The sequence below is a fragment of the Pseudomonas sp. GW821-FHT02A08 genome (assembly GCF_059422045.1).
The window spans coordinates 49,026-70,091 of record NZ_JBWKWD010000008.1 but is presented as its reverse complement, the minus strand read 5'-3'; the positions used below and the strand labels follow the sequence as shown (position 1 = coordinate 70,091).

Sequence of the window (21,066 nt, the reverse complement as noted above, 5' to 3'; positions counted from 1 at the left end):
AACACGTGTCTCTGATCGCTTCTGACCACTTCCGCATCGTTGTCGGCCTCGGCAAGAGCGGCATGTCCCTGGTTCGCTTCCTGGCGAATCGGGGCGTGGCGTTTGCCGTGGCCGATACGCGGGAAAATCCACCGGAACTGGCCACGCTCAAGCGTGACTACCCCCACGTGGAAGTGCGTTGTGGCGAGCTGGACGTCGAATTCCTGTGCCGTGCCGACGAGCTCTACGTGAGCCCCGGCCTGGCGCTGGCGACCCCGGCCCTGCAGGCTGCCGCCGCCCGTGGCGTGAAGTTGTCCGGTGACATCGAGCTGTTCGCGCGTAACGCGAAGGCACCGATCGTGGCCATCAGCGGCTCCAACGCGAAAAGTACCGTCACCACGCTGGTCGGCGAAATGGCGGCGGCGGCCGGCAAACGTGTTGCCGTCGGTGGCAATCTCGGTACCCCGGCGTTGGACCTGCTTAGCGACGACATCGAGTTGTACGTGATGGAGTTGTCAAGTTTCCAGCTGGAAACCACCGATCAGCTCAACGCCGAAGTGGCGACCGTGCTCAACGTTAGCGAAGACCACATGGACCGTTACAGCGGTCTGCCGGCCTATCACCTGGCCAAGCACCGGATCTTCCGGGGCGCCAGGCAGTTCGTGGTCAATCGTCAGGATGCCCTGAGCCGTCCGCTGATGGGCGAGGGCCAGCCGTGCTGGACCTTCGGCCTGAGCAAACCCGATTTCAAGGCCTTTGGCATCCGTGAAGAAGACGGCGAGAAATACCTGGCCTTCGAATTCCAGAACCTGATGCCAGTGCGCGAATTGAAGATTCGCGGCGCCCATAACCAGTCCAACGCCCTGGCGGCCCTGGCCCTGGGTCATGCGGTCGGCCTGCCGTTCGATGCCATGCTGTCGAGCCTGCGCACCTTCGCCGGTCTCGAGCACCGCTGCCAGTGGGTCCGCGACCTCGACGGCGTGGGTTACTACAACGATTCCAAGGCCACCAACGTCGGTGCCGCACTGGCGGCCATCGAGGGCCTGGGCGCGGACATCGACGGCAAGGTCGTGCTGATCGCCGGTGGCGACGGCAAGGGTGCCGAGTTCAAGGACCTGCGTGATCCGGTGGCGGCCAACTGCCGCGCCGTGGTGCTGATGGGCCGCGACTCCGACAAGATCGGCGAGGCCATTGGCGACGCCGTTCCGCTGATCCGCGTCGCTTCCCTGGTCGAAGCCGTCGAACAATGCCGCGCCGCCGCCCAACCGGGCGACGTGGTGCTGCTGTCGCCAGCCTGCGCCAGCTTCGACATGTTCAAGAACTACGAAGACCGTGGTCACCAGTTCGTCCAAGCCGTGGAGGATCTGGCATGAGCCTCAAAGGCATCATCAAGCCGTTTCCATCGCCGCTCATTACCGGGCGCGGGATCGACCTCGACTTCCCGATGCTCGCCGGTTGCCTGACGCTGCTCGGCCTGGGGCTGATCATGATCGCCTCGGCATCGACCGAAGTGGCGGCCGTGCAGTCGGGCAGCGCCCTGTACTACATGATTCGCCACCTTATTTACGTGGTGCTGGGCCTGGGTGCCTGCATCGTCACCATGATGATCCCGATTGCCACCTGGCAACGCCTGGGCTGGTTGATGCTGTTGGGGGCGTTCGGCTTGCTGGTGATGGTGATCATTCCGGGGATCGGCCGCGAGGTTAACGGTTCGATGCGCTGGATCGGCTTCAGTTTCTTCAACGTTCAGCCTTCCGAGATCGCCAAGGTCTTCGTGGTGATCTACCTCGCCGGTTATCTGGTGCGTCGCCAGAAAGAAGTGCGTGAAAGCTGGATGGGCTTCTTCAAGCCGTTCATCGTGCTGCTGCCGATGGCGGGTCTGCTTCTGATGGAGCCGGACTTCGGTGCCACCGTCGTGATGATGGGCGCGGCGGCGGCGATGCTGTTCCTTGGCGGCGTCGGGCTGTTCCGTTTTTCCCTGATGGTGGTGCTGGCCGTCGGCGCGGTGGTGCTGTTGATTCAAATGCAGCCGTATCGAATGGCGCGTCTGACCAACTTTGCCGACCCGTGGGCCGACCAGTTCGGCGCCGGCTATCAGTTGTCCCAGGCATTGATCGCCTTCGGTCGCGGCGAATGGCTGGGTGTCGGCCTGGGCAACAGCGTGCAGAAACAGTTCTACCTGCCGGAAGCCCACACTGACTTCGTGTTCTCGGTCCTGGCCGAGGAGCTGGGTGCGGTGGGTTCGTTGTGCACCGTGGCACTGTTCGTTTTCGTGTGTATTCGCGGCATGTACATCGGATTGTGGGCTGAAAAGGCCAAGCAGTTTTTTGCAGCTTACGTGGCATACGGTCTGTCGTTTCTGTGGATCGGTCAATTCCTGATCAACATCGGCGTGAACGTCGGTCTGTTGCCGACCAAGGGGCTGACCCTGCCGTTCCTCAGTTATGGCGGCAGTTCGTTGGTGATCTGCTGTGCCTGTCTCGGCTTGTTGCTGCGCATCGAGTGGGAAAGTCGTACCCACCTGGGTAGTGAAGAGATGGAGTTCCATGAAAGCGACTTCGCCGAGGAGCCGAACCATGGGCGCTAACGTCATGATCATGGCCGGCGGCACCGGTGGACACGTGTTCCCGGCGCTGGCCTGTGCCCGCGAATTCCAGGCACGCGGCTATACCGTGCACTGGCTCGGCACCCCGCGTGGGATCGAGAACGATCTGGTGCCGATGGCCGGTATCGAGTTGCATCGGATCAACGCCAGCGGTCTGCGGGGCAAGGGCAAATTGTCCCTGCTCAAGGCGCCGTTCATGTTGCTCAAGTCGGTCTGGCAGGCGCGGGCGATCATTCGTCGTCTGCAACCGGTCTGTGTCGTGGGCTTTGGTGGCTTTGTGACCGGTCCTGGCGGTGTCGCGGCCAAACTGGCCGGCGTGCCGGTGATCGTTCACGAGCAGAACGCCGTGGCCGGTACCGCCAATCGGTTGCTGGTGCCGTTTGCCGCCCGAGTCTGTGAAGCGTTCCCCGACACCTTTACCCTGTCGGACAGCCGCCGGACCACCGGTAATCCGGTGCGCACAGAGCTGTTCCTCGAGACATCGCGACCTGCCCTGGCCGGTCGCAAGGCGCGTTTGCTTATCCTGGGCGGAAGCCTGGGCGCAGAGCCGTTGAACAAGTTGCTGCCTGAAGCCCTGTCGCAAGTCGCTGCCGACTTGCGTCCGGAAGTGTTCCATCAGGCCGGCAAAAACCACGATGAAGTGACTGCAGAGCGCTATCGCGCGGCTGGCGTCGAGGCGCAGGTGCAGCCCTTCATAAAAGACATGGCCCAAGCCTACGGCTGGGCCGACCTGGTGGTATGTCGCGCAGGCGCGCTGACCATCAGTGAACTGGCCGCCGCCGGTCTGCCCTCGGTGCTGGTGCCTTTGCCCCATGCCATCGACGATCACCAGACCCGCAACGCCGAATATTTGGCCCGTGAAGGCGCAGCCTTCCTGATGCCACAAAGAACGACTGGCGCAGCGGATCTTGCCGCTCGTCTGACAGAGGTCCTGATGCAACCACAACGACTCAACGAAATGGCTACCGCGGCACGCCGCCTGGCCAAACCCGATGCCACCCGTAACGTGGTCGATAGCTGCCTGGAGGTGGCCCATGGTTGAGAGTCAGAAAGCCATGCCGCAACCGGAAATGCGCCGCATCCGTCGCATCCACTTCGTCGGTATCGGCGGTGTGGGCATGTGCGGGATTGCCGAAGTGTTGCTGAACCTGGGTTATGCCGTGTCCGGTTCCGACCTGAAGGCTTCGCCGGTGACCGAGCGCCTGGAGTCTTTCGGGGCGCAGATCTTCATCGGCCATCGCGCCGAGAACGCCGCGGCCGCTGATGTGCTGGTCGTATCGAGCGCCGTGAACACGTCCAACCCGGAAGTCGCCACCGCCCTGGAACGCCGTATCCCGGTGGTGCCGCGTGCTGAAATGCTGGCTGAACTGATGCGTTATCGCCACGGCATTGCCGTTGCCGGTACCCATGGCAAAACCACCACCACCAGCCTGATCGCTTCGGTGTTCGCCGCTGGTGGCCTGGACCCGACATTCGTGATTGGTGGACGCCTGAACGCCGCGGGCACCAATGCCCAACTCGGCACCAGCCGTTACCTGATCGCCGAAGCCGACGAAAGCGACGCCAGCTTCCTGCACTTGCAGCCGCTGGTGGCCGTGGTCACCAACATCGACGCCGATCACATGGCGACCTACGACGGTGACTTCAACAAACTGAAGAAAACCTTCGTCGAATTCCTCCACAACCTGCCGTTCTATGGTCTGGCGGTGGTGTGCCTGGACGATCCGGTGGTGCGTGAAATCCTCCCGCAGGTCAAACGCCCGACGGTCACCTATGGCTTCGGCGAAGACTGCGACGTGCGCGCCATCAACGTGCGCCAGCAAGGCATGCAGACCTTCTTCACCGTGCTGCGCCCTGACCGCGAGCCGCTGGATGTTTCGGTGAACATGCCGGGCAACCACAACGTATTGAATGCACTGGCGACCATCTGCATCGCCACCGACGAAGGCGTCAGCGATGAAGCCATCGTCCAGGGCCTGTCCGGGTTCCAGGGTGTCGGCCGACGCTTCCAGGTCTACGGCGAACTGCCGGTGGATGGTGGCAATGTGATGCTGGTCGATGACTACGGTCACCACCCGACGGAAGTCGCGGCCGTGATCAAGGCCGTACGCGGTGGCTGGCCGGAGCGCCGCCTGGTGATGGTCTACCAGCCGCACCGTTACAGCCGCACCCGTGACCTGTACGACGATTTCGTCAATGTGCTGGCCGACGCCAACGTACTGCTGCTGATGGAAGTCTATCCGGCCGGCGAAGAGCCGATTCCGGGCGCCGACAGCCGCAAGCTGTGCAACAGCATCCGTCAGCGTGGCCAGCTTGACCCGATCTACATCGAGCGTGGTGTCGACCTGGCGCCAGTGGTCAAGCCGCTGCTGCGCGCCGGCGACATCCTGCTGTGCCAGGGCGCCGGCGATATCGGCGGTCTCGCACCAAAACTGTTGAAAAGTGAGTTGTTCGCCGGTGCCGTTGCCGCGCCGGAGAAGGGGAAGTTGAAATGAGTGCTGCCTACGCCAACCTGGTCTCCACGATCGCGCCGAAAGACTTCGGCCGCGTCGCCGTGCTGTTCGGCGGCAAGAGCGCCGAGCGCGAAGTGTCCCTGAAATCCGGCAACGCCGTTCTGGATGCACTGCAAACCGCCGGTGTGGACGCGTTCGGCCTCGATGTGGGCGATGACCTGCTGCAGCGTCTGCAGAGCGAAAAGATCGACCGCGCCTTCATCATCCTCCACGGTCGTGGCGGTGAAGACGGCAGCATGCAGGGCCTGCTCGAATGCCTGGGCATTCCGTACACCGGCAGCGGCATCCTGGCGTCGGCCCTGGCCATGGACAAGCTGCGCACCAAGCAGGTCTGGCACAGCCTGGGCATTCCGACCCCACGTCACGCGGTCCTTTGCAGCGAGGCCGATTGTATTTCGGCGGCCACGGAACTGGGCTTCCCTTTGATCGTCAAACCGGCCCATGAAGGTTCAAGTATCGGGATGGCCAAAGTGAGTTCTGCGTCCGAGTTGATCGACGCATGGAAAGCGGCCAGTACCTACGATTCGCAAGTGTTGGTCGAGCAATGGATTCACGGTCCGGAGTTCACCATCGCCACCCTGCGTGACCAGGTGTTGCCACCGATTGCCCTGGGCACGACGCACAGCTTCTACGACTACGACGCCAAGTACATCGCCAACGATACCCAGTACCGCATTCCGTGCGGCCTGGACAGCACCAAGGAAAAGGAACTCATGGACCTCACGGCGAAAGCCTGTGAAGCGCTGGGTATCGCCGGTTGGGGCAGGGCAGACGTGATGCAGGACGCCGACGGGCAGTTCTGGTTCCTGGAAGTCAACACCGCACCGGGCATGACCGATCACAGCCTGGTGCCGATGGCGGCCCGTGCCGCCGGTCTGGATTTCCAGCAACTGGTTCTGGCCATTTTGGCCGAGAGCGTTGTCGGCAACACTGCCGGTAACCAAGAGTCGATGAGAGGTTAAGGCCATGCAAGGCGCTCAGCTCAGACATCAGCCCACCGCACCGACCGGCCGCAAGCCGGTACCGCGGGGTGCCAGCCGAATGGTGGCCAAAGAGCCGATGTCCGCGCGCCTGCCGAAAGCCAACTTCGGTTTTCTCAAAGCGTTGTTCTGGCCGGTACTGCTGGTGGCGTTGGGGGTCGGTACTTACGAAGGCGCGACACGGTTGTTGCCGTATGCCGACCGGCCGATCACCAGGATCAACGTGCAGGGCGACCTGAGTTACATCAGCCAGCAAGCGGTGCAGCAGCGGATCGCCCCGTACGTGGCGTCGAGCTTCTTCACCATCGACCTGGCGAGCATGCGCACCGAGCTGGAAACGATGCCATGGATTGCCCACGCCGAAGTGCGCCGGGTGTGGCCGGATCAAGTGGTGATCCGCCTGGAAGAACAACTGCCGGTGGCCCGTTGGGGCGACGAGTCGCTGTTGAACAATCAGGGCCAGGCCTTCACTCCGCGTGAGCTGGCGAACTACGAACACTTGCCACAGCTGTTCGGCCCGCAGCGGGCCCAGCAGCAAGTGATGCAGCAATACCAGGTGCTGAGCCAGATGCTCAGGCCGCTGGGCTTCTCGATTGCACGCCTCGAACTGCGTGATCGCGGCAGCTGGTTCCTGACCACCGGTCCCGGCAGCGCGGGTCCCGGGATTGAACTGCTGCTGGGACGCGGCAACCAGGTGGAAAAGATGCGCCGTTTCATCGCCATCTATGACAAGACGCTCAAAGAACAGATTACGAACATTGCGCGCATCGATCTGCGCTACGCCAACGGCCTCGCTGTTGGCTGGCGGGAACCTGTAGCGCCCACGGCAGCCCAACCCGCTGTCGCGAAGAATTAAGAAGAGGCAGGACCCATGGCAAACGTGCAAAGCGGCAAAATGATCGTCGGTCTCGATATCGGCACCTCCAAGGTGGTGGCGCTGGTGGGCGAGGTCGCGGACGACGGCACGCTGGAAATCGTCGGGATCGGTACCCATCCGTCCCGTGGCCTGAAAAAAGGCGTGGTGGTGAACATCGAATCCACCGTGCAATCGATCCAGCGCGCCATCGAAGAAGCGCAGCTGATGGCTGGTTGCCGCATTCACTCGGCGTTCGTCGGCGTGGCCGGCAATCACATCCGCAGCCTGAACTCCCACGGCATCGTGGCGATTCGTGATCGCGAAGTCAGCTCTGCCGACCTTGAGCGAGTGCTCGACGCCGCCCAGGCCGTGGCGATCCCGGCTGACCAGCGCGTGCTGCACACCCTGCCGCAGGATTACGTGATCGATAACCAGGAAGGCGTCCGCGAACCGCTGGGCATGTCCGGCGTGCGTCTGGAAGCCAAGGTCCACGTGGTCACCTGCGCCGTCAACGCCGCACAGAACATTGAAAAGTGCGTGCGTCGCTGCGGTCTGGAAATCGACGACATCATTCTCGAGCAACTGGCTTCCGCGTACTCGGTACTGACCGATGACGAGAAAGAGCTGGGCGTGTGCCTGGTGGACATTGGCGGTGGCACCACCGACATCGCGATCTTCACCGAAGGCGCGATCCGTCACACTGCGGTGATCCCGATTGCAGGTGACCAGGTGACCAACGACATCGCCATGGCGTTGCGCACTCCGACCCAGTACGCCGAAGAAATCAAGATCCGTTACGCCTGCGCCCTGGCCAAGCTGGCCGGTGCCGGTGAAACCATCAAGGTGCCAAGCGTCGGCGACCGTCCGCCGCGCGAGCTGTCCCGCCAGGCCCTGGCCGAAGTGGTCGAGCCGCGCTACGACGAACTGTTCACGCTGATCCAGGCCGAATTGCGCCGCAGTGGCTACGAAGACCTGATCCCGGCCGGCATCGTGCTGACCGGCGGTACGTCGAAGATGGAAGGCGCTACCGAACTGGCCGAGGAAATCTTCCACATGCCGGTGCGCCTGGGCGTGCCTCACGGCGTGAAAGGTCTGGATGACGTGGTGCGCAACCCGATCTATTCCACCGGCGTCGGCCTGTTGATGTACGGCCTGCAGAAGCAGTCCGACGGCATCTCGTTCTCGGGAATCGGCAGCCGCGACAGCTACAGCAACGAAGAGCCACAGGCTCCGCTGCTGGACCGCCTGAAGAAGTGGGTCCAGGGCAATTTCTGAAGATTTACCGCAATACCGTTTTACCGAAGCACGCAGTAGGCGAAAAAACTAGAGAATGTAAAGGAGAGGGAAAATGTTCGAACTCGTAGACAACATCCCCGCAAGCCCGGTAATCAAAGTTATCGGTGTCGGCGGTGGCGGCGGCAACGCTGTCAACCACATGGTCAAGAGCAACATCGAAGGCGTCGAGTTCATCTGCGCCAACACCGATGCTCAAGCGCTGAAAAACATCGGCGCGCGGACCATCCTGCAACTGGGCACGGGCGTGACCAAGGGCCTGGGCGCTGGCGCCAACCCTGAAGTCGGCCGTCAGGCCGCTCTGGAAGATCGTGAGCGTATTGCCGAAGTCCTGCAGGGCACCAACATGGTGTTCATCACCACTGGCATGGGCGGCGGTACCGGTACCGGTGCTGCGCCGATCATCGCCGAAGTGGCCAAGGAAATGGGCATCCTGACCGTTGCGGTCGTGACCCGTCCGTTCCCGTTCGAAGGCCGCAAGCGTATGCAGATCGCCGACGAAGGCATCCGCATGCTCTCCGAAAGCGTCGACTCGTTGATCACCATTCCCAACGAGAAGCTGCTGACCATCCTCGGTAAAGACGCAAGCCTGCTGTCGGCTTTCGCCAAGGCTGACGATGTACTGGCCGGTGCCGTTCGCGGTATCTCCGACATCATCAAGCGTCCGGGCATGATCAACGTCGACTTCGCCGACGTGCGTACCGTAATGAGCGAAATGGGCATGGCGATGATGGGCACTGGCTGCGCCAGCGGTCCGAACCGTGCACGTGAAGCGACCGAAGCGGCCATCCGCAACCCGCTGCTCGAAGACGTGAACCTGCAAGGCGCACGCGGCATCCTGGTGAACATCACCGCCGGTCCTGACCTGTCCCTGGGTGAGTACTCCGACGTGGGTAGCATCATCGAAGCCTTCGCTTCCGAGCACGCGATGGTCAAGGTCGGTACCGTTATCGATCCGGACATGCGCGACGAGCTGCACGTGACTGTCGTTGCCACAGGTCTTGGCGCTAAAATCGAGAAGCCTGTGAAGGTCATCGACAACACCGTCCACACTTCGATGGCTGCACAGCCACAACAACAGGCCCCTGTTCGTCAGGAAGCTCCAGCGGTGAACTACCGTGACCTGGACCGTCCGACCGTCATGCGCAACCAGGCCCAGGCCGGTGCTGCGACTGCCGCGAAGATGAATCCGCAAGATGACCTGGACTACCTGGACATCCCGGCTTTCCTGCGTCGTCAGGCCGATTGATGGAATGTATCAGGGCTATGAAGGTGATTGGTGTTCAGCAAAGGCTCGGTCTGCTATCATCGCCAGCCTTTGTTGATACCAGTTCGCAATTTGCGCTGAAGCGGCCCAAGCCATGATTAAACAACGCACACTGAAAAATATTATCCGTGCCACAGGTGTAGGCCTGCACTCCGGGGAGAAGGTCTACCTGACCCTCAAGCCTGCGCCTGTCGACACTGGCATTGTGTTTTGTCGCGCTGACCTCGACCCTGTGGTGCAGATTCCTGCCCGCGCGGAAAACGTCGGTGAAACCACTATGTCGACCACGCTGATCAATGGCGACGTCAAAGTGGACACGGTAGAGCACTTGCTCTCGGCCATGGCTGGCCTGGGCATCGATAACGCCTACGTCGAGCTCTCCGCGTCCGAAGTCCCGATCATGGATGGCAGCGCTGGACCTTTCGTATTCCTGATTCAATCGGCAGGCCTGGAAGAACAGGACGCCGCCAAGAAATTCATCCGCATCCTGCGTGAAGTGACAGTGGAAGACGGCGACAAGCGCGCCACTTTCGTCCCTTTCGAAGGGTTCAAGGTGAGCTTCGAGATCGATTTCGATCACCCGGTTTTCCGGGACCGCACCCAAAGTGCAAGCGTGGATTTTTCCAGCACTTCGTTCGTAAAAGAAGTCAGCCGCGCCCGTACTTTCGGTTTCATGAGTGACATCGAGTACCTGCGCAAGCACAACCTCGCACTCGGCGGCAGCGTTGAAAACGCAATCGTGGTCGATGCCGATGGAGTACTGAACGAAGACGGCCTTCGCTATGAAGACGAATTCGTGAAGCACAAGATTCTCGATGCAATCGGTGACCTCTACCTGCTGGGCAATAGCCTGATTGGTGAGTTCAAGGGCTTCAAGTCCGGCCACGCACTGAACAACCAGCTACTGCGCAAGTTGATTGAGCAGACAGATGCCTGGGAAGTCGTGACGTTCGAAGACGCCAGCACTGCACCGATCTCTTACATGCGTCCGGTTGCGGCGGTGTAAGCAAAAAACCTCTCTAGTTTTTTAAAGGCTGCCTTCGGGTGGCCTTTTTTTATGTCCTGATTTTGATGGTGGCAATGAAGGCCCCTTCGTCGGAGCGCCGCCCGGAGCAAGCCCGCTCCCACAGTTGACCGCGTCCCCCTGTGGGAGCGGGCTTGCTCGCGAAGAGGCCGGTCGGTTCAGCATAAAATTCAGCTGGCATACACCACCCGGTTACGCCCCCCTTCCTTGGCTTGATACAACGCCTTGTCCGCGCTGAACAGCAATTGCTCCAGGTTGATATCGCTGGCTGTAGTCCAGGTGGCAATGCCGATACTTACGCTCATCGGCGGCTCACCGGGGTCCACCAGCGGTAGTTTCTGCACCGCCTCGCGGATGTACTCGGCGATCTGCTTTGCGCCTTCACTCTCAGTTTCGGCCAGGACCACCGAAAACTCTTCGCCACCATAACGAGCCACCAGATCCGCCGGGCGATGGACATTGGCGCGGATGACCTCGGCCAACGCCCGCAAGGCATCGTCGCCGGCCTGATGCCCGTGCCGGTCGTTGAAGGCCTTGAAGTGATCGGCATCGATCATCAGCAACGACAACGGCTTGCCGCTGCGTTGCGCGCGAAACCATTCATGGCGCAGGGTCAGATCAAGGGAGCGACGGTTGGCCACGCCGGTCAAGGCATCGGTGGCCGCCAGTTGCGCCAGTTCCTGCTCGGCACTTTGGCGCCGTCGCAGCTCGCGGCAGAGCATCCAGGTCAGCCACAACAGGCCGATGCACAAAACCCCTGTCGCACCGCTGATCACATAGGCCGTGCGGTTCCAGGTGGCGAACACTTCGTCGATGGACAGGGCCACGATGACCGTCAGTGGCAGGTTGCCGACCCGGGTAAAGGTGTACAGGCGCCGTTGATGGTCGACACTCGACACGCTTTCAAAGGTGCCACTGCGCTCGCGTAGCATGCGTACGACGTTGGGACGGCTGGAGAGGCTTTTGCCGATGGCGTTTTGTTCCCGGTACGGTTTCTGCGCCAGGAGGATCCCGTCATCGTTGATGATGCCCAGCGTACTGCCGTTGCCGATGTCGAGGCTGTTGAACAGTTGATCGAAGTAGCTCATGCGCATCGACGCCACCGCGACACCCAGAAACTCGCCCGTGGGCGAAGAAATGCGCCGGCTGAAACTGATGCGCCATTCGTCGCTGTCATCGCAGTCGCAGCGTGGTTTGAACGGCCGGCTGATAAACATGCCGGTGTCGTGGTTGAAGGCATGGGCCAGGAAATAATCGCGGTCAGCGAAGTTGCCCGGTTTCGGTTCGATCAATGAAGAGTCGGCCAGCACGTCGCCGTGTTTGTCCAGCAGCAGGATGTCGCCCTTGTAGCGCGCGGTGGTGGAGCGGTCGAACAGCACCAGATGCCGGATCTGCGGTGCAACCTGTTTGAGGTCGTCCCGTTGGGCTGCGGCGATCAGGCCTTGCAAGGTCAAGTCATAGAGCTCGACCGTACGCAGGACATCGGCATCGATCAGTTGCGCGATGGTGGTCGCGCTGCGTGTGGCGGTCTGCTGGGCGTTGGCGTGTTCGCGGATCAGCAGGAAAGTGACGATGCACAGGATCGAAATGACTGTCAGGGTGCTGCCGAAGATCACCATGATCTCGGGTCGCCCGGTCGGGCCTTGAAAATGTGCGGTGCGGCTTGCGGTCATAGGGCTGACGTCTGCTAAAGGGACGCTATAAGCGTAGTTGCATAAACGTCGCAGCCGAGTGAATCCTTCCTGTTGCCAGAGCGATTGATCAATTGCCTGGGCGTCAGTGACTTTCGTTGCATAAATTGCAATGAAGGCCGAGTCGCAGCTATAAAAAAAGCCGCTGACAGCAGCGGCTTTGACGACAACTTTTCAAAGGGAAGAGCCGATGAAAAGTGTCGAGGGAAACGCGAGAGACTGGTGCAGATCAGCTGTCTTTTTCGGCCAGTGGCTGGGCCTGGATGCCGGATGTTTGCGGGGCCTGGGAGTCTTGCGAAGCCTTGGCCGTCATCTCGATCTGATGCTCTTCGAACGTCGCAGCGCGTGCGGCGTTATGCGCGACGAAAGTCTGCGATTCTTCCGCCATCGCCAATGGCGACAGGAACAAAGAGGACAAAACGAAAGCGCTGGCAATACCCATACTGTTGGACATCTTTAAAACCTTCTTGCTTGGCAAGTGCTGTTTGGTGCGGGCAAAGATAAGGATATGAGGCGAGGGGAAAAAGATCGGATTCATGAAAGGACTGTTGCTGTTATGGCAACAGTTGGTTGGCCGCACACGTGTGTTCAACCCGGAACCAATGTGGGAGCGAGCTTGCTCGCGATAGCATCACCTCGGTTCAGAAGTTGCACCGAGTCGCCTGCATCGCGAGCAAGCTCTCCCACAAAGGAAGAAGAGGGTCAGACGGGCAGGTGTATGCCGAAGGTATTCATCCCATGGTCGCTGCGCACGAACACATCCCCGCCATGCATCAGCGCAATCGCCTTGACGATCGCCAGCCCCAGGCCGTGATTGTGGCCACTGTTGCTGCGTGAGGCATCGACCCGGTAGAAGCGTTCGAACAGGCGCGGCAGATGTTCGCTGGCAATCGGCGAGCCGGGGTTGGCGATGCCGATGCTGACTTGATGCTCCCGGGCTTCGATCCGTACTTGAATCACCTGCCCGGGTGCGGTGTGCTGTACCGCGTTATTCAACAAGTTAATCAACGCCCGGCGCAGATGGGCGATCTCGATGCACACCTGCGCGTCACCGCTGACCTCAACCTGGACCTGAGCGTCTTCGAGAATGAAGTCCAGATATTCCAGGGTCGTGGCCACCTCATCGGCCAGCGAGGTCGAGGTGAGTTTGGTCGCCTTGCTGCCCTGATCGGCGCTGGCGAGGAACAGCATGTCGTTGATGATCGAGCGCAGTCGCTCAAGCTCTTCGAGGTTCGATTGCAGCACTTCGAAGTAATGCTCGGCGGAGCGTCCGCGGGTCAGAGCGACCTGGGTCTGGCCGATCAGGTTGGTCAGTGGCGAACGCAGTTCGTGGGCGACGTCGGCATTGAACGATTCAAGGCGTGAGTAGGCTTGTTCAACCCGTTCCAGGGTCGAGTTGAACGAACGGACGAATTGATCCAGTTCCGGCGGCAACGGTGACAGTCGCAAGCGCCCCGAGCGCAGCGGCGGGGCCAGGCGCTGGGCTTCCTGGGACAGTTTGATCAGCGGCTTGAGGCCGATCCGCGCCACCCAATAACCCAGTGCCGAGGCCAGCAGCACGCCGACAATCGCCAGGCTGATCAGCGCGACCAGCAGGTCATGCTGGGTATGGAAAAACGTTTCGGTATCGATGGCGATCATGAAGCGCAGCGGTGGGCGCTGATCCTTGGCCGGGAACTCGCTGACCAGCACTTTCAGCGGATATGGGTGATCCGGCAGATGCATGTCGCGCGTACCCGGCGGCCCTTGGGCAAAGGCGCGGAGCTGCGGGGTCAGGTTGCCGTATTCGTAGTGCGGATCACCGCTGATGATCCAGAAGCTGATGCGTTTGTCTTCTTCGCTCAGCAGGTTGAGCTTGTTTTTGATCTTCACCCAGTGCTCGGGGGTGCCATAACGGCCGACCGTGGATTCGAGCACGCTGTAGCGCGCATCCAGTTCGGCTTCGGGCAACAGGCCCAGACTTTTGTCGACCTGCTGGTACAGTGCCCAGCCAATCAGCAGGAACACCAGCAGCGCTACCAGCGTAAACATCCCGCTGAGGCGCAGCGCGATCGAATTACTGGACACCACGGCTCTCCAGCACATAACCCATGCCACGAATGGTGTGCAGCAGTTTCTCTTCGAACGGTCCGTCGAGCTTGGCCCGCAGGCGTTTGATCGCGACTTCGACGACGTTGGCGTCGCTGTCGAAATTGATGTCCCAGACCATTTCGGCAATGGCGGTTTTCGAAAGGATTTCGCCCTGGCGCCGGGCCAGCACGCTGAGTAGCGAGAACTCCTTGGCGGTCAGGTCCAGGCGTGTACCGGCGCGGGTGGCCTTGCGGCTGATCAAATCGATCCACAGGTCGGCGATGCTCACCTGCACCGGTTCATGGCCGCCGCTACGGCGGGTCAGCGCTTGCAGGCGCGCCACCAGTTCCAGGAAGGAAAACGGTTTGCCCAGATAGTCATCGGCGCCCTCACGCAGGCCCTTGATGCGATCTTCCACACGCTCGCGGGCGGTGAGCATGATCACCGGGGTTTGCTTGCGCGCACGCAAGGCGCGCAACACACCGAAACCGTCGAGGCCCGGCAGCATCACGTCGAGGACGATCACCGCGTAGTCGCTCTCCAGCGCCAGGTGCAGGCCTTCCACACCGTCGCGGGCCAGATCCACGGTGAAACCCTGTTCCGTCAGGCCGCGATGCAGATAGTCCGCGGTTTTTTCTTCGTCTTCGATAATCAGAACGCGCATGACCCGCCTCAGTCTGTAGTCGCCAGCGCCGGTACTGGCGCAGGTTCAGGTCGATGGAACAGACGCTCCAGCCACAAGTATATGACCGGCGTGGTGAACAGCGTCAGCGCCTGGCTCACCAGCAAGCCGCCGACTACCGCGATCCCCAGGGGCTGGCGCAGTTCGGCGCCGGTGCCATAGCCGAGCATCAACGGCAGAGCGCCGAGCAGGGCGGCGAGGGTGGTCATGATGATGGGACGGAACCGTGTGATGCAGGCCTTGAAAATCGCTTCCTCAGGCGACATTCCGCCATTGCGCTGCGCTTCGAGGGCGAAGTCGATCATCAGGATGCCGTTCTTCTTGACGATACCGATCAATAGCACCAGGCCGATCAAGGCCATGATGGAAAAGTCCTGGCCGCAAATCCACAGCATGATCACCGCGCCGAGGCCCGCCGAAGGCAAGGTGGAAATGATCGTCAGCGGGTGCACGAAGCTCTCGTAGAGCACGCCGAGAATGATGTACACCGCCACCAGCGCCGCCAGGATCAGCCACGGCTGGCTGGCCAGCGAACTCTGGAACGCCTGGGCCGCGCCCTGGAAATTGCCGCTGATGGCGGTCGGCATGCCAATGTCGGCCTTGGCCTGGTTGAGCATGATCACCGCATCGCCCAACGCCACGCCGGGGGCCAGGTTGAACGACAGGTTGGCCGCAGGGAACATGCCGTCATGGGCGATGGACAGCGGACCGATGGTCGGTGCATCGAACCTGGCCAGGGCCGACAGCGGCACCATTTCCCCGCTCAGGGGCGAGCGCAGGTAGAAGTAGTTGAGGCTTTCGGCCTTGCCGCGCTGTTTGGTATCCAGTTCCAGGATCACGTTGTACTGGTTGATCTGGGTCTGGAATTCATTGACCTGGCGCTGGCCGAAGGCATCGTACAGGGCTTCGTCGACGTCGCTGGCGGTGAGGCCGAAACGTGCCGCGGCGCTACGGTCGATGCTGATGTGGGTGATGCTGCCGCCCAGTTGCAGGTCGTTGGAAATGTCGCGGAACGCCGGGTTGCCGCGCAGCTTTTCCGTCAGGCGCTGGGTCCAGGTGCTGAGGGTTGCACCGTCGTTGCTCTTGAGCACGTATTGGTACTGGGCGCGGCTTGGGCCTGAGCTGAGGTTGATGTCTTGCCCTGCACGCAGGTAAAGCACAATCCCGGGCACTTTCATCAGTTGCGGGCGAATCCGGTCGATGAATTCACTGGCCGAAACGTCACGGTCGCCACGTTTTTTCAGGGTGATCCAGAAGCGGCCGTTGGCAATGGTCTGGTTGCTGCCCGAGACGCCGACCGAGTGCGAGAAGGTTTCGACAGCGGGGTCGGCGGCAACGATTTCTGCCATCGCCAGGTGTTTTTTCACCATGTCGCCGTAGGAAATATCGGCGGCGGCTTCAGTGGTGCCAAGGACGAAGCCTGTGTCCTGAATCGGGAAGAAACCTTTAGGGATAACGATGTAACCGGCGACCGCCAACCCCAGGGACAAGCCAAACACGCCGATCATCAGTTTCTGGTGGGCGAGGGCGCGGCGCAGAGCTTTTTCGTACCACGCCAACAGGCGCTCACCGAACCCCGGTTTGTCGTGGGCATGGTGCACTGGCGCGCGCATGAACAGCGCAGCGAGGGTCGGTGCCAACGTCAGCGAAACCACCACCGAAATCATGATGGTGGAGGTGGCGGTCAGGGCGAACTCCTTGAACAGCCGACCGACCACGCCGCCCATGAACAGCAGCGGAATGAACGCCGCCACCAGCGAGAAACTGATCGACACCACGGTAAACCCGATCTCGCCGGCGCCCTTGATCGCCGCCTCGCGCATGCCGTCACCGGCCTCCAGATGTCGGTGGATGTTCTCCACCACCACGATCGCATCGTCCACCACAAAGCCCACGGCCACCACGATCGCCACCAGCGTGAGGTTGTTCAGGCTGAAGCCCATGACGTACATCAGCGCGAAGCTGGCGATCAACGATACACCGAGCACTGCCGACACGATCAGCGTGGCCGACAGTTGCCGCAGGAACAGCGCCATCACCGCCACCACCAGCATCACGGCGATCAGTAAGGTGATTTCCACCTCGTGCAGCGAAGCGCGGATGGTCTGGGTGCGGTCGATCAGCACCTTGACCTGCACCGAGGCCGGCAACATCGCTTGCAGCGCCGGCAGTGCTGCCTGAATGCGATCCACGGTCTCGACGATGTTGGCGCCTGGCTGGCGGAAAATCACAAGGTTTACGCCCGGTTGCGAACCCGCCCACGCCTGAACGTAGGCATCTTCCGAGCCGTTGACGACTTTCGCGACATCCTTGAGGTGAACCGGTGCACGGTCCTTGTAGGAAACGATCAACTGGCTGTATTCGTCGGGGCGGAACAACTGGTCGTTGGTGGACAGGGTTGAAATGCTCGATTCGCCGTACAGCGCGCCTTTGGCCAGGTTGAGGCTGGTCTGCTGGATTGCCAGGCGAATGTCCGCGAGGGTCAGGCCGATGGCCGCGAGCTTGTCCGCCGAAACCTGGACGCGGATCGCCGGACGCTGCTGACCGGTGATGACGACCTGGCCTACACCGTCTACCTGACTGAGCTGACGGGACAACAGGGTTTCCGTCAGGTCGCTGAGCTCAGGGCCTGGCATCAGCGACGAGTTGACGCTGAGGATCAGTACCGGGCTGTCCGCCGGGTTGACCTTGCGCCAGGTCGGCAGGTTCGGCATGTCCTTGGGTAATTTGCCTGCGGCAGTATTGATCGCCGCCTGCACTTCCTGGGCGGCGGTGTCGATGCTCTTGTCGAGGGTGAATTGCAGGGTCAGGTTGGTCGAGCCGAGGGCACTGCTCGACGTCATCTGGGTTACACCGGGAATGGCACTGAATTGCACTTCAAGGGGGGTGGCCACCGAGGAAGCCATGGTTTCCGGGCTGGCGCCGGGAAGTTGCGCCGCCACCTGGATGGTCGGGAATTCTGCCTCCGGCAACGGCGCTACCGGCAGGCGTGGAAACGCGATCACACCCAGCAGCACCAGGGCGAACGTCAGCAGGACCGTGGCCACCGGATGGTCGATGCACCAGGCTGAAATCGAACCATGGCCCTTCATTGCGTCGCCTCCGATCGCACCACTTGAGGTGGCTCGGTCAGTACTTGCACAGTAGCGCCGGGCTTGAGCCGCGACTGACCATCGCTGACCAGTACATCACCCGGTTTCACACCCTTGATGATGTCCTGGCCGCTGCCTTGAAAGACCATCTGCACCTGCACGGCTTCGACCTTGTCGCCATTGACCCGGTACACGAAGTGCTGATCGAGGCCGCGTTGTACGACTGTCGGTGGCACCACCAGCACATCTTTATCCAGGGCTGTCTGAATCTTTACCGTCACCAGCAGGCCCGGCCAGAGCTTCTGTCCTGGATTGTCGAATTCGGCCTTGGCGCGGATGGTGCCGGTATTGGCGTTGATCTGGTTGTCGATCAGGGTCAGGTGACCTTCGCCGAGCAGGTTGCCGGTTTCGCCGTCGGTGTCGGCGCCGATGTAGGCCTTGACCCGGGCGTGCTGCGGGTCGTTGATCAGGCCCTGCAGGGTCGGCAGCATTTGCTGCGGCAAGGAGAATTCCACGGCGATCGGGTCGATCTGGGTCACCGTGAACAGGCCTTGGGTGTCAGTCATGCGCAGGAAGTTGCCTTCGTCGACGGTACGAATGCCGACACGACCGCTGACCGGGGAGCGAATTTGCGTGTAGGAAAGCTGTACCTCGGCGGAGTCAATCGAGGCCTGGTTGCCTTGGGCGGTGGCCTTGAGCTGGTTGACCAGGGCTTGTTGCTGGTCGTAGGTCTGCTTGGACACGCCGTCGTCGACACTCAACAGCTTGTAGCGCTTGAGGTTGACCTGCGCCACTTGCAGTTGCGCCTGGCTTTCGCCCAGTTGTGCCCGGGCCTGGTCGAGGCTGGCGCGGATCGACCGGTCGTCGATGGTGGCCAGCAGGTCACCTTTTTTCACCAGTTGGCCTTCCTTGACCAGCAGTCTGGTGAGGATACCGTCGATTTGCGGGCGGACCACGACGCTGTGCAGGGACAGTACCGAACCGATGCCGCTGACGTAGCGCGGTACGTCTTTTTCGGCGACGGCGACCACGCGCACGGGGATGGCGGTGGGGGTGGCGAGTTTGGCCTTGGCCGGTTTGGTGGCGTACCACAGGCCCAGCGCTGCCAGGACGATCAGAAGGGCGACGAGCAGGGCGGGTTTTTTCTGGATTCGCATGCGAGTGGGGCGCCGGGGCTGGGGTGGTCGGTAGGTGGGTAAGGTATTTTCCTTTATAAACCTGTTTGCCGGTCAGGAGGGTGACGGCTAACTGACGGCGCTGTCAGTTTGGGGGACTTGGCGGCCTTTGGGCCGACCATGTTGTGGTTGACTGTGTACATATCCGTTTCTTCGGTAACGGCGGCTTTCGGTTCCGCTCTTACAGCGGGACACTTTGGAAGAGCGCCAAAGTAACCAAAACGCTTTGCCCCTGACGTTCGGCCCTTCGCTTAGGCTCAGGGTGCCCTCGCTCCGGTCCTGCTCCGTGGGCCCGCCGCCATCGGCCATCCATGGCCGGGGGCGGCTATCCCGGCATCCATGCCGGGTTGCCCACTGCGCAGAACCTCCACTCGGCCTCTCGAGGGGGCGTGCACCGCAACAGCGCCCGAGGCGGCCTACCGGCCGGCCTGATTGTCTGGTTCGGTGTACACAGTACCTGTGGGAGCGGGCTTGCTCGCGAAAGCGGTGTATCTGCTCACAGTGATGTTGAATGTAAGAACGCCATCGCGAGCAAGCTCGCTCCCACAAAGGATCAATCTGTGAGCTGAGAGATTTTCAGTTCGCCACCCGAACCCCACCCAAACTCCCACTCAATTCATACGCCGCCAATTCCGCCTGGTGCGCTGCCAGCAATTCCGGCAACGATCCGCGCAAATACTCGACCCAGGTCTTGATCTTCGCATCCAGGTACTGGCGCGACGGGTAGATCGCATACAGGTTCAGTTCTTGCGAGCGGTAGTTGGGCATGACGCGCACCAGTGTGCCGTTGCGCAGGCCTTCTATCGCGGCGTACAGCGGCAGGACGCCAACGCCCATGCCGCTGATGATCGCGGATTTCATGGCATCGGCGGAGTTCACCAGGAAAGGTGAGCTGTTGATGGTGACCATTTCCTGGCCATCGGGACCGTCGAAGGCCCATTTCTCCAGCGGAATCACCGGGCTGACCAGGCGCAGGCAGGCGTGGTTGAGCAGGTCGCTGGGTTTTTGTGCGCAGCCGTTGGTTTTGACGTAGGCCGGCGAGGCGCAAACGATGCTGTAGGTGATGCCCAGGCGCTGGGAGACGAAACCCGAATCCGGCAGTTCGCTGGCGAGGACGATGGACACGTCGTAACCCTCGTCGAGCAGGTCCGGCACGCGGTTGGCCATGGTCAGGTCGAAGGTCACGTCCGGGTGGGTCTTGCGGTAGCGGGCGATGGCGTCGATCACGAAGTGCTGGCCGATGCCGGTCATGGTGTGCACTTTGAGTTGCCCGGCCGGGCGGGCGTGGGCGTCGCTGGCTTCGGCCTCGGCTTCTTCGACGTAGGCCAGGATCTGTTCGCAGCGCAACAGGTAACGCTTGCCGGCTTCGGTCAGGGCGATGCGGCGGGTCGTTCGGTTGAGCAGGCGGGTTTGCAGGTGGGCTTCCAGGTTGGAGACCGCGCGCGAGACGTTGGCCGTGGTGGTGTCCAGTTGCACGGCGGCGGCGGTGAAGCTGCCGGCTTCGGCCACGTAACTGAAGGCGCGCATGTTTTGCAAAGTGTCCATGGGGTGCTCTCGGGTGCGATGGCAAATTGTGACACGAAGTTTCGGGGGCGGTGACCCCTACCTACGGATTATCTCGTTAACGGTAACAAAGATTCACAGGAATCCCGGCTTATCGCCCTTCAGGCCGCCCCATAGAATTGCGCAACTTGGGCAACCGGGGCTCGACCCACCGCATAACCCGTGGGAGCGGGCTTGCTCGCGAGGAGGGCATCACATTCAACAGCGATGTTGACTGACAGACCGCTTTCGCGAGCAAGCCCGCTCCCATAAAAGCGGATCTCCGGTTTCCAGAAA

16 protein-coding genes are annotated in these 21,066 nt (G+C 61.4%); 9 read left to right on the top strand and 7 right to left on the bottom strand.

Annotation, left to right across the window (positions count from 1 at the left end; all coding sequences use genetic code 11):
• Nucleotides 1-5 precede the first annotated feature (5 nt).
• The 9 genes from murD (at nucleotide 6) to lpxC (ending at nucleotide 10,499) form a co-directional block, all read left to right on the top strand.
• Nucleotides 6-1,352, top strand: coding sequence for a UDP-N-acetylmuramoyl-L-alanine--D-glutamate ligase (murD, locus tag AC07W4_RS08260; protein WP_495032113.1), 1,347 nt, complete (start codon nucleotides 6-8; stop codon nucleotides 1,350-1,352).
• Nucleotides 1,349-2,566 (top strand): putative lipid II flippase FtsW, encoded by a 1,218-nt coding sequence (gene ftsW / locus AC07W4_RS08255; protein ID WP_008045920.1) that lies wholly within the window; start codon nucleotides 1,349-1,351, stop codon nucleotides 2,564-2,566. The genes murD and ftsW overlap by 4 nt, the downstream gene beginning before the upstream one ends.
• Complete coding sequence (murG, locus tag AC07W4_RS08250) at nucleotides 2,556-3,626, top strand: undecaprenyldiphospho-muramoylpentapeptide beta-N-acetylglucosaminyltransferase (RefSeq protein WP_495032112.1); 1,071 nt, start codon at nucleotides 2,556-2,558, stop codon at nucleotides 3,624-3,626. Before ftsW ends, murG begins: the two co-directional genes overlap by 11 nt.
• On the top strand, nucleotides 3,619-5,079 hold the full coding sequence (gene murC / locus AC07W4_RS08245) for a UDP-N-acetylmuramate--L-alanine ligase (protein ID WP_007989894.1): 1,461 nt from the start codon (nucleotides 3,619-3,621) through the stop codon (nucleotides 5,077-5,079). The genes murG and murC overlap by 8 nt, the downstream gene beginning before the upstream one ends.
• The gene (locus AC07W4_RS08240; RefSeq protein WP_495032111.1) at nucleotides 5,076-6,059 is read left to right on the top strand and encodes a D-alanine--D-alanine ligase; all 984 of its coding nucleotides are present in this window, start codon (nucleotides 5,076-5,078) and stop codon (nucleotides 6,057-6,059) included. Before murC ends, AC07W4_RS08240 begins: the two co-directional genes overlap by 4 nt.
• Nucleotides 6,060-6,063: 4 nt before the next feature.
• A complete protein-coding gene (locus AC07W4_RS08235; protein WP_495032110.1) occupies nucleotides 6,064-6,933 on the top strand; it encodes a cell division protein FtsQ/DivIB in 870 nt (289 codons plus the stop codon).
• A gap of 15 nt (nucleotides 6,934-6,948) precedes the next feature.
• Nucleotides 6,949-8,208 carry a cell division protein FtsA gene (ftsA, locus tag AC07W4_RS08230; RefSeq protein ID WP_007989901.1) on the top strand — a complete coding sequence of 420 codons (1,260 nt, stop codon included), beginning with the start codon at nucleotides 6,949-6,951 and terminating at the stop codon, nucleotides 8,206-8,208.
• 73 nt (nucleotides 8,209-8,281) lie between these two features.
• Nucleotides 8,282-9,475, top strand: a complete 1,194-nt coding sequence (gene ftsZ, locus AC07W4_RS08225) for a cell division protein FtsZ (protein WP_007972612.1) — start codon at nucleotides 8,282-8,284, stop codon at nucleotides 9,473-9,475.
• A 112-nt stretch (nucleotides 9,476-9,587) separates the two neighbouring features.
• Complete coding sequence (gene lpxC, locus AC07W4_RS08220; RefSeq protein WP_007916984.1) at nucleotides 9,588-10,499, top strand: UDP-3-O-acyl-N-acetylglucosamine deacetylase; 912 nt, start codon at nucleotides 9,588-9,590, stop codon at nucleotides 10,497-10,499.
• A 188-nt stretch (nucleotides 10,500-10,687) separates the two neighbouring features.
• Here the strand turns inward: lpxC and AC07W4_RS08215 are convergent, their stop codons facing one another.
• The 7 genes from AC07W4_RS08215 to AC07W4_RS08185 all read right to left on the bottom strand — a co-directional run bounded on the left by AC07W4_RS08215 (nucleotide 10,688) and on the right by AC07W4_RS08185 (nucleotide 20,772).
• Entirely contained in the window at nucleotides 10,688-12,190 is a 1,503-nt protein-coding gene (locus AC07W4_RS08215; protein ID WP_495032109.1) for a sensor domain-containing diguanylate cyclase, read from the bottom strand.
• 247 nt (nucleotides 12,191-12,437) lie between these two features.
• Nucleotides 12,438-12,662: a hypothetical protein gene (locus AC07W4_RS08210; protein ID WP_495032108.1), complete on the bottom strand. Its 225-nt coding sequence runs from the start codon at nucleotides 12,660-12,662 to the stop codon at nucleotides 12,438-12,440.
• A 248-nt stretch (nucleotides 12,663-12,910) separates the two neighbouring features.
• Nucleotides 12,911-14,275, bottom strand: a complete 1,365-nt coding sequence (locus tag AC07W4_RS08205; RefSeq protein WP_495032107.1) for a heavy metal sensor histidine kinase — start codon at nucleotides 14,273-14,275, stop codon at nucleotides 12,911-12,913.
• On the bottom strand, nucleotides 14,265-14,942 hold the full coding sequence (locus AC07W4_RS08200; protein ID WP_056726212.1) for a heavy metal response regulator transcription factor: 678 nt from the start codon (nucleotides 14,940-14,942) through the stop codon (nucleotides 14,265-14,267). The genes AC07W4_RS08205 and AC07W4_RS08200 overlap by 11 nt, the downstream gene beginning before the upstream one ends.
• An 8-nt stretch (nucleotides 14,943-14,950) precedes the next feature.
• On the bottom strand, nucleotides 14,951-18,052 hold the full coding sequence (locus AC07W4_RS08195) for a multidrug efflux RND transporter permease subunit (protein ID WP_495032106.1): 3,102 nt from the start codon (nucleotides 18,050-18,052) through the stop codon (nucleotides 14,951-14,953).
• A complete protein-coding gene (locus tag AC07W4_RS08190) occupies nucleotides 18,049-19,209 on the bottom strand; it encodes an efflux RND transporter periplasmic adaptor subunit (RefSeq protein ID WP_495032105.1) in 1,161 nt (386 codons plus the stop codon). Before AC07W4_RS08190 ends, AC07W4_RS08195 begins: the two co-directional genes overlap by 4 nt.
• 594 nt (nucleotides 19,210-19,803) lie before the next feature.
• The gene (locus AC07W4_RS08185) at nucleotides 19,804-20,772 is read right to left on the bottom strand and encodes a LysR family transcriptional regulator (RefSeq protein ID WP_008050110.1); all 969 of its coding nucleotides are present in this window, start codon (nucleotides 20,770-20,772) and stop codon (nucleotides 19,804-19,806) included.
• Between the last annotated feature and the right edge of the window lie 294 nt (nucleotides 20,773-21,066).

Bases quoted from the DNA above. Each gene is read 5' to 3' on its own strand.
- murC (WP_007989894.1), top strand. From the start codon at position 3,619: ATGGTTGAGAGTCAGAAAGCCATGCCGCAACCGGAAATGCGCCGCATC.
- lpxC (WP_007916984.1), top strand. From the start codon at position 9,588: ATGATTAAACAACGCACACTGAAAAATATTATCCGTGCCACAGGTGTA.
- murG (WP_495032112.1), top strand. From the start codon at position 2,556: ATGGGCGCTAACGTCATGATCATGGCCGGCGGCACCGGTGGACACGTG.
- ftsW (WP_008045920.1), top strand. From the start codon at position 1,349: ATGAGCCTCAAAGGCATCATCAAGCCGTTTCCATCGCCGCTCATTACC.
- ftsA (WP_007989901.1), top strand. From the start codon at position 6,949: ATGGCAAACGTGCAAAGCGGCAAAATGATCGTCGGTCTCGATATCGGC.
- AC07W4_RS08240 (WP_495032111.1), top strand. From the start codon at position 5,076: ATGAGTGCTGCCTACGCCAACCTGGTCTCCACGATCGCGCCGAAAGAC.
- AC07W4_RS08200 (WP_056726212.1), bottom strand. From the start codon at position 14,942: ATGCGCGTTCTGATTATCGAAGACGAAGAAAAAACCGCGGACTATCTG.
- AC07W4_RS08190 (WP_495032105.1), bottom strand. From the start codon at position 19,209: ATGCGAATCCAGAAAAAACCCGCCCTGCTCGTCGCCCTTCTGATCGTC.
- AC07W4_RS08235 (WP_495032110.1), top strand. From the start codon at position 6,064: ATGCAAGGCGCTCAGCTCAGACATCAGCCCACCGCACCGACCGGCCGC.
- AC07W4_RS08185 (WP_008050110.1), bottom strand. From the start codon at position 20,772: ATGGACACTTTGCAAAACATGCGCGCCTTCAGTTACGTGGCCGAAGCC.
- AC07W4_RS08195 (WP_495032106.1), bottom strand. From the start codon at position 18,052: ATGAAGGGCCATGGTTCGATTTCAGCCTGGTGCATCGACCATCCGGTG.
- AC07W4_RS08215 (WP_495032109.1), bottom strand. From the start codon at position 12,190: ATGACCGCAAGCCGCACCGCACATTTTCAAGGCCCGACCGGGCGACCC.
- AC07W4_RS08210 (WP_495032108.1), bottom strand. From the start codon at position 12,662: ATGTCCAACAGTATGGGTATTGCCAGCGCTTTCGTTTTGTCCTCTTTG.
- ftsZ (WP_007972612.1), top strand. From the start codon at position 8,282: ATGTTCGAACTCGTAGACAACATCCCCGCAAGCCCGGTAATCAAAGTT.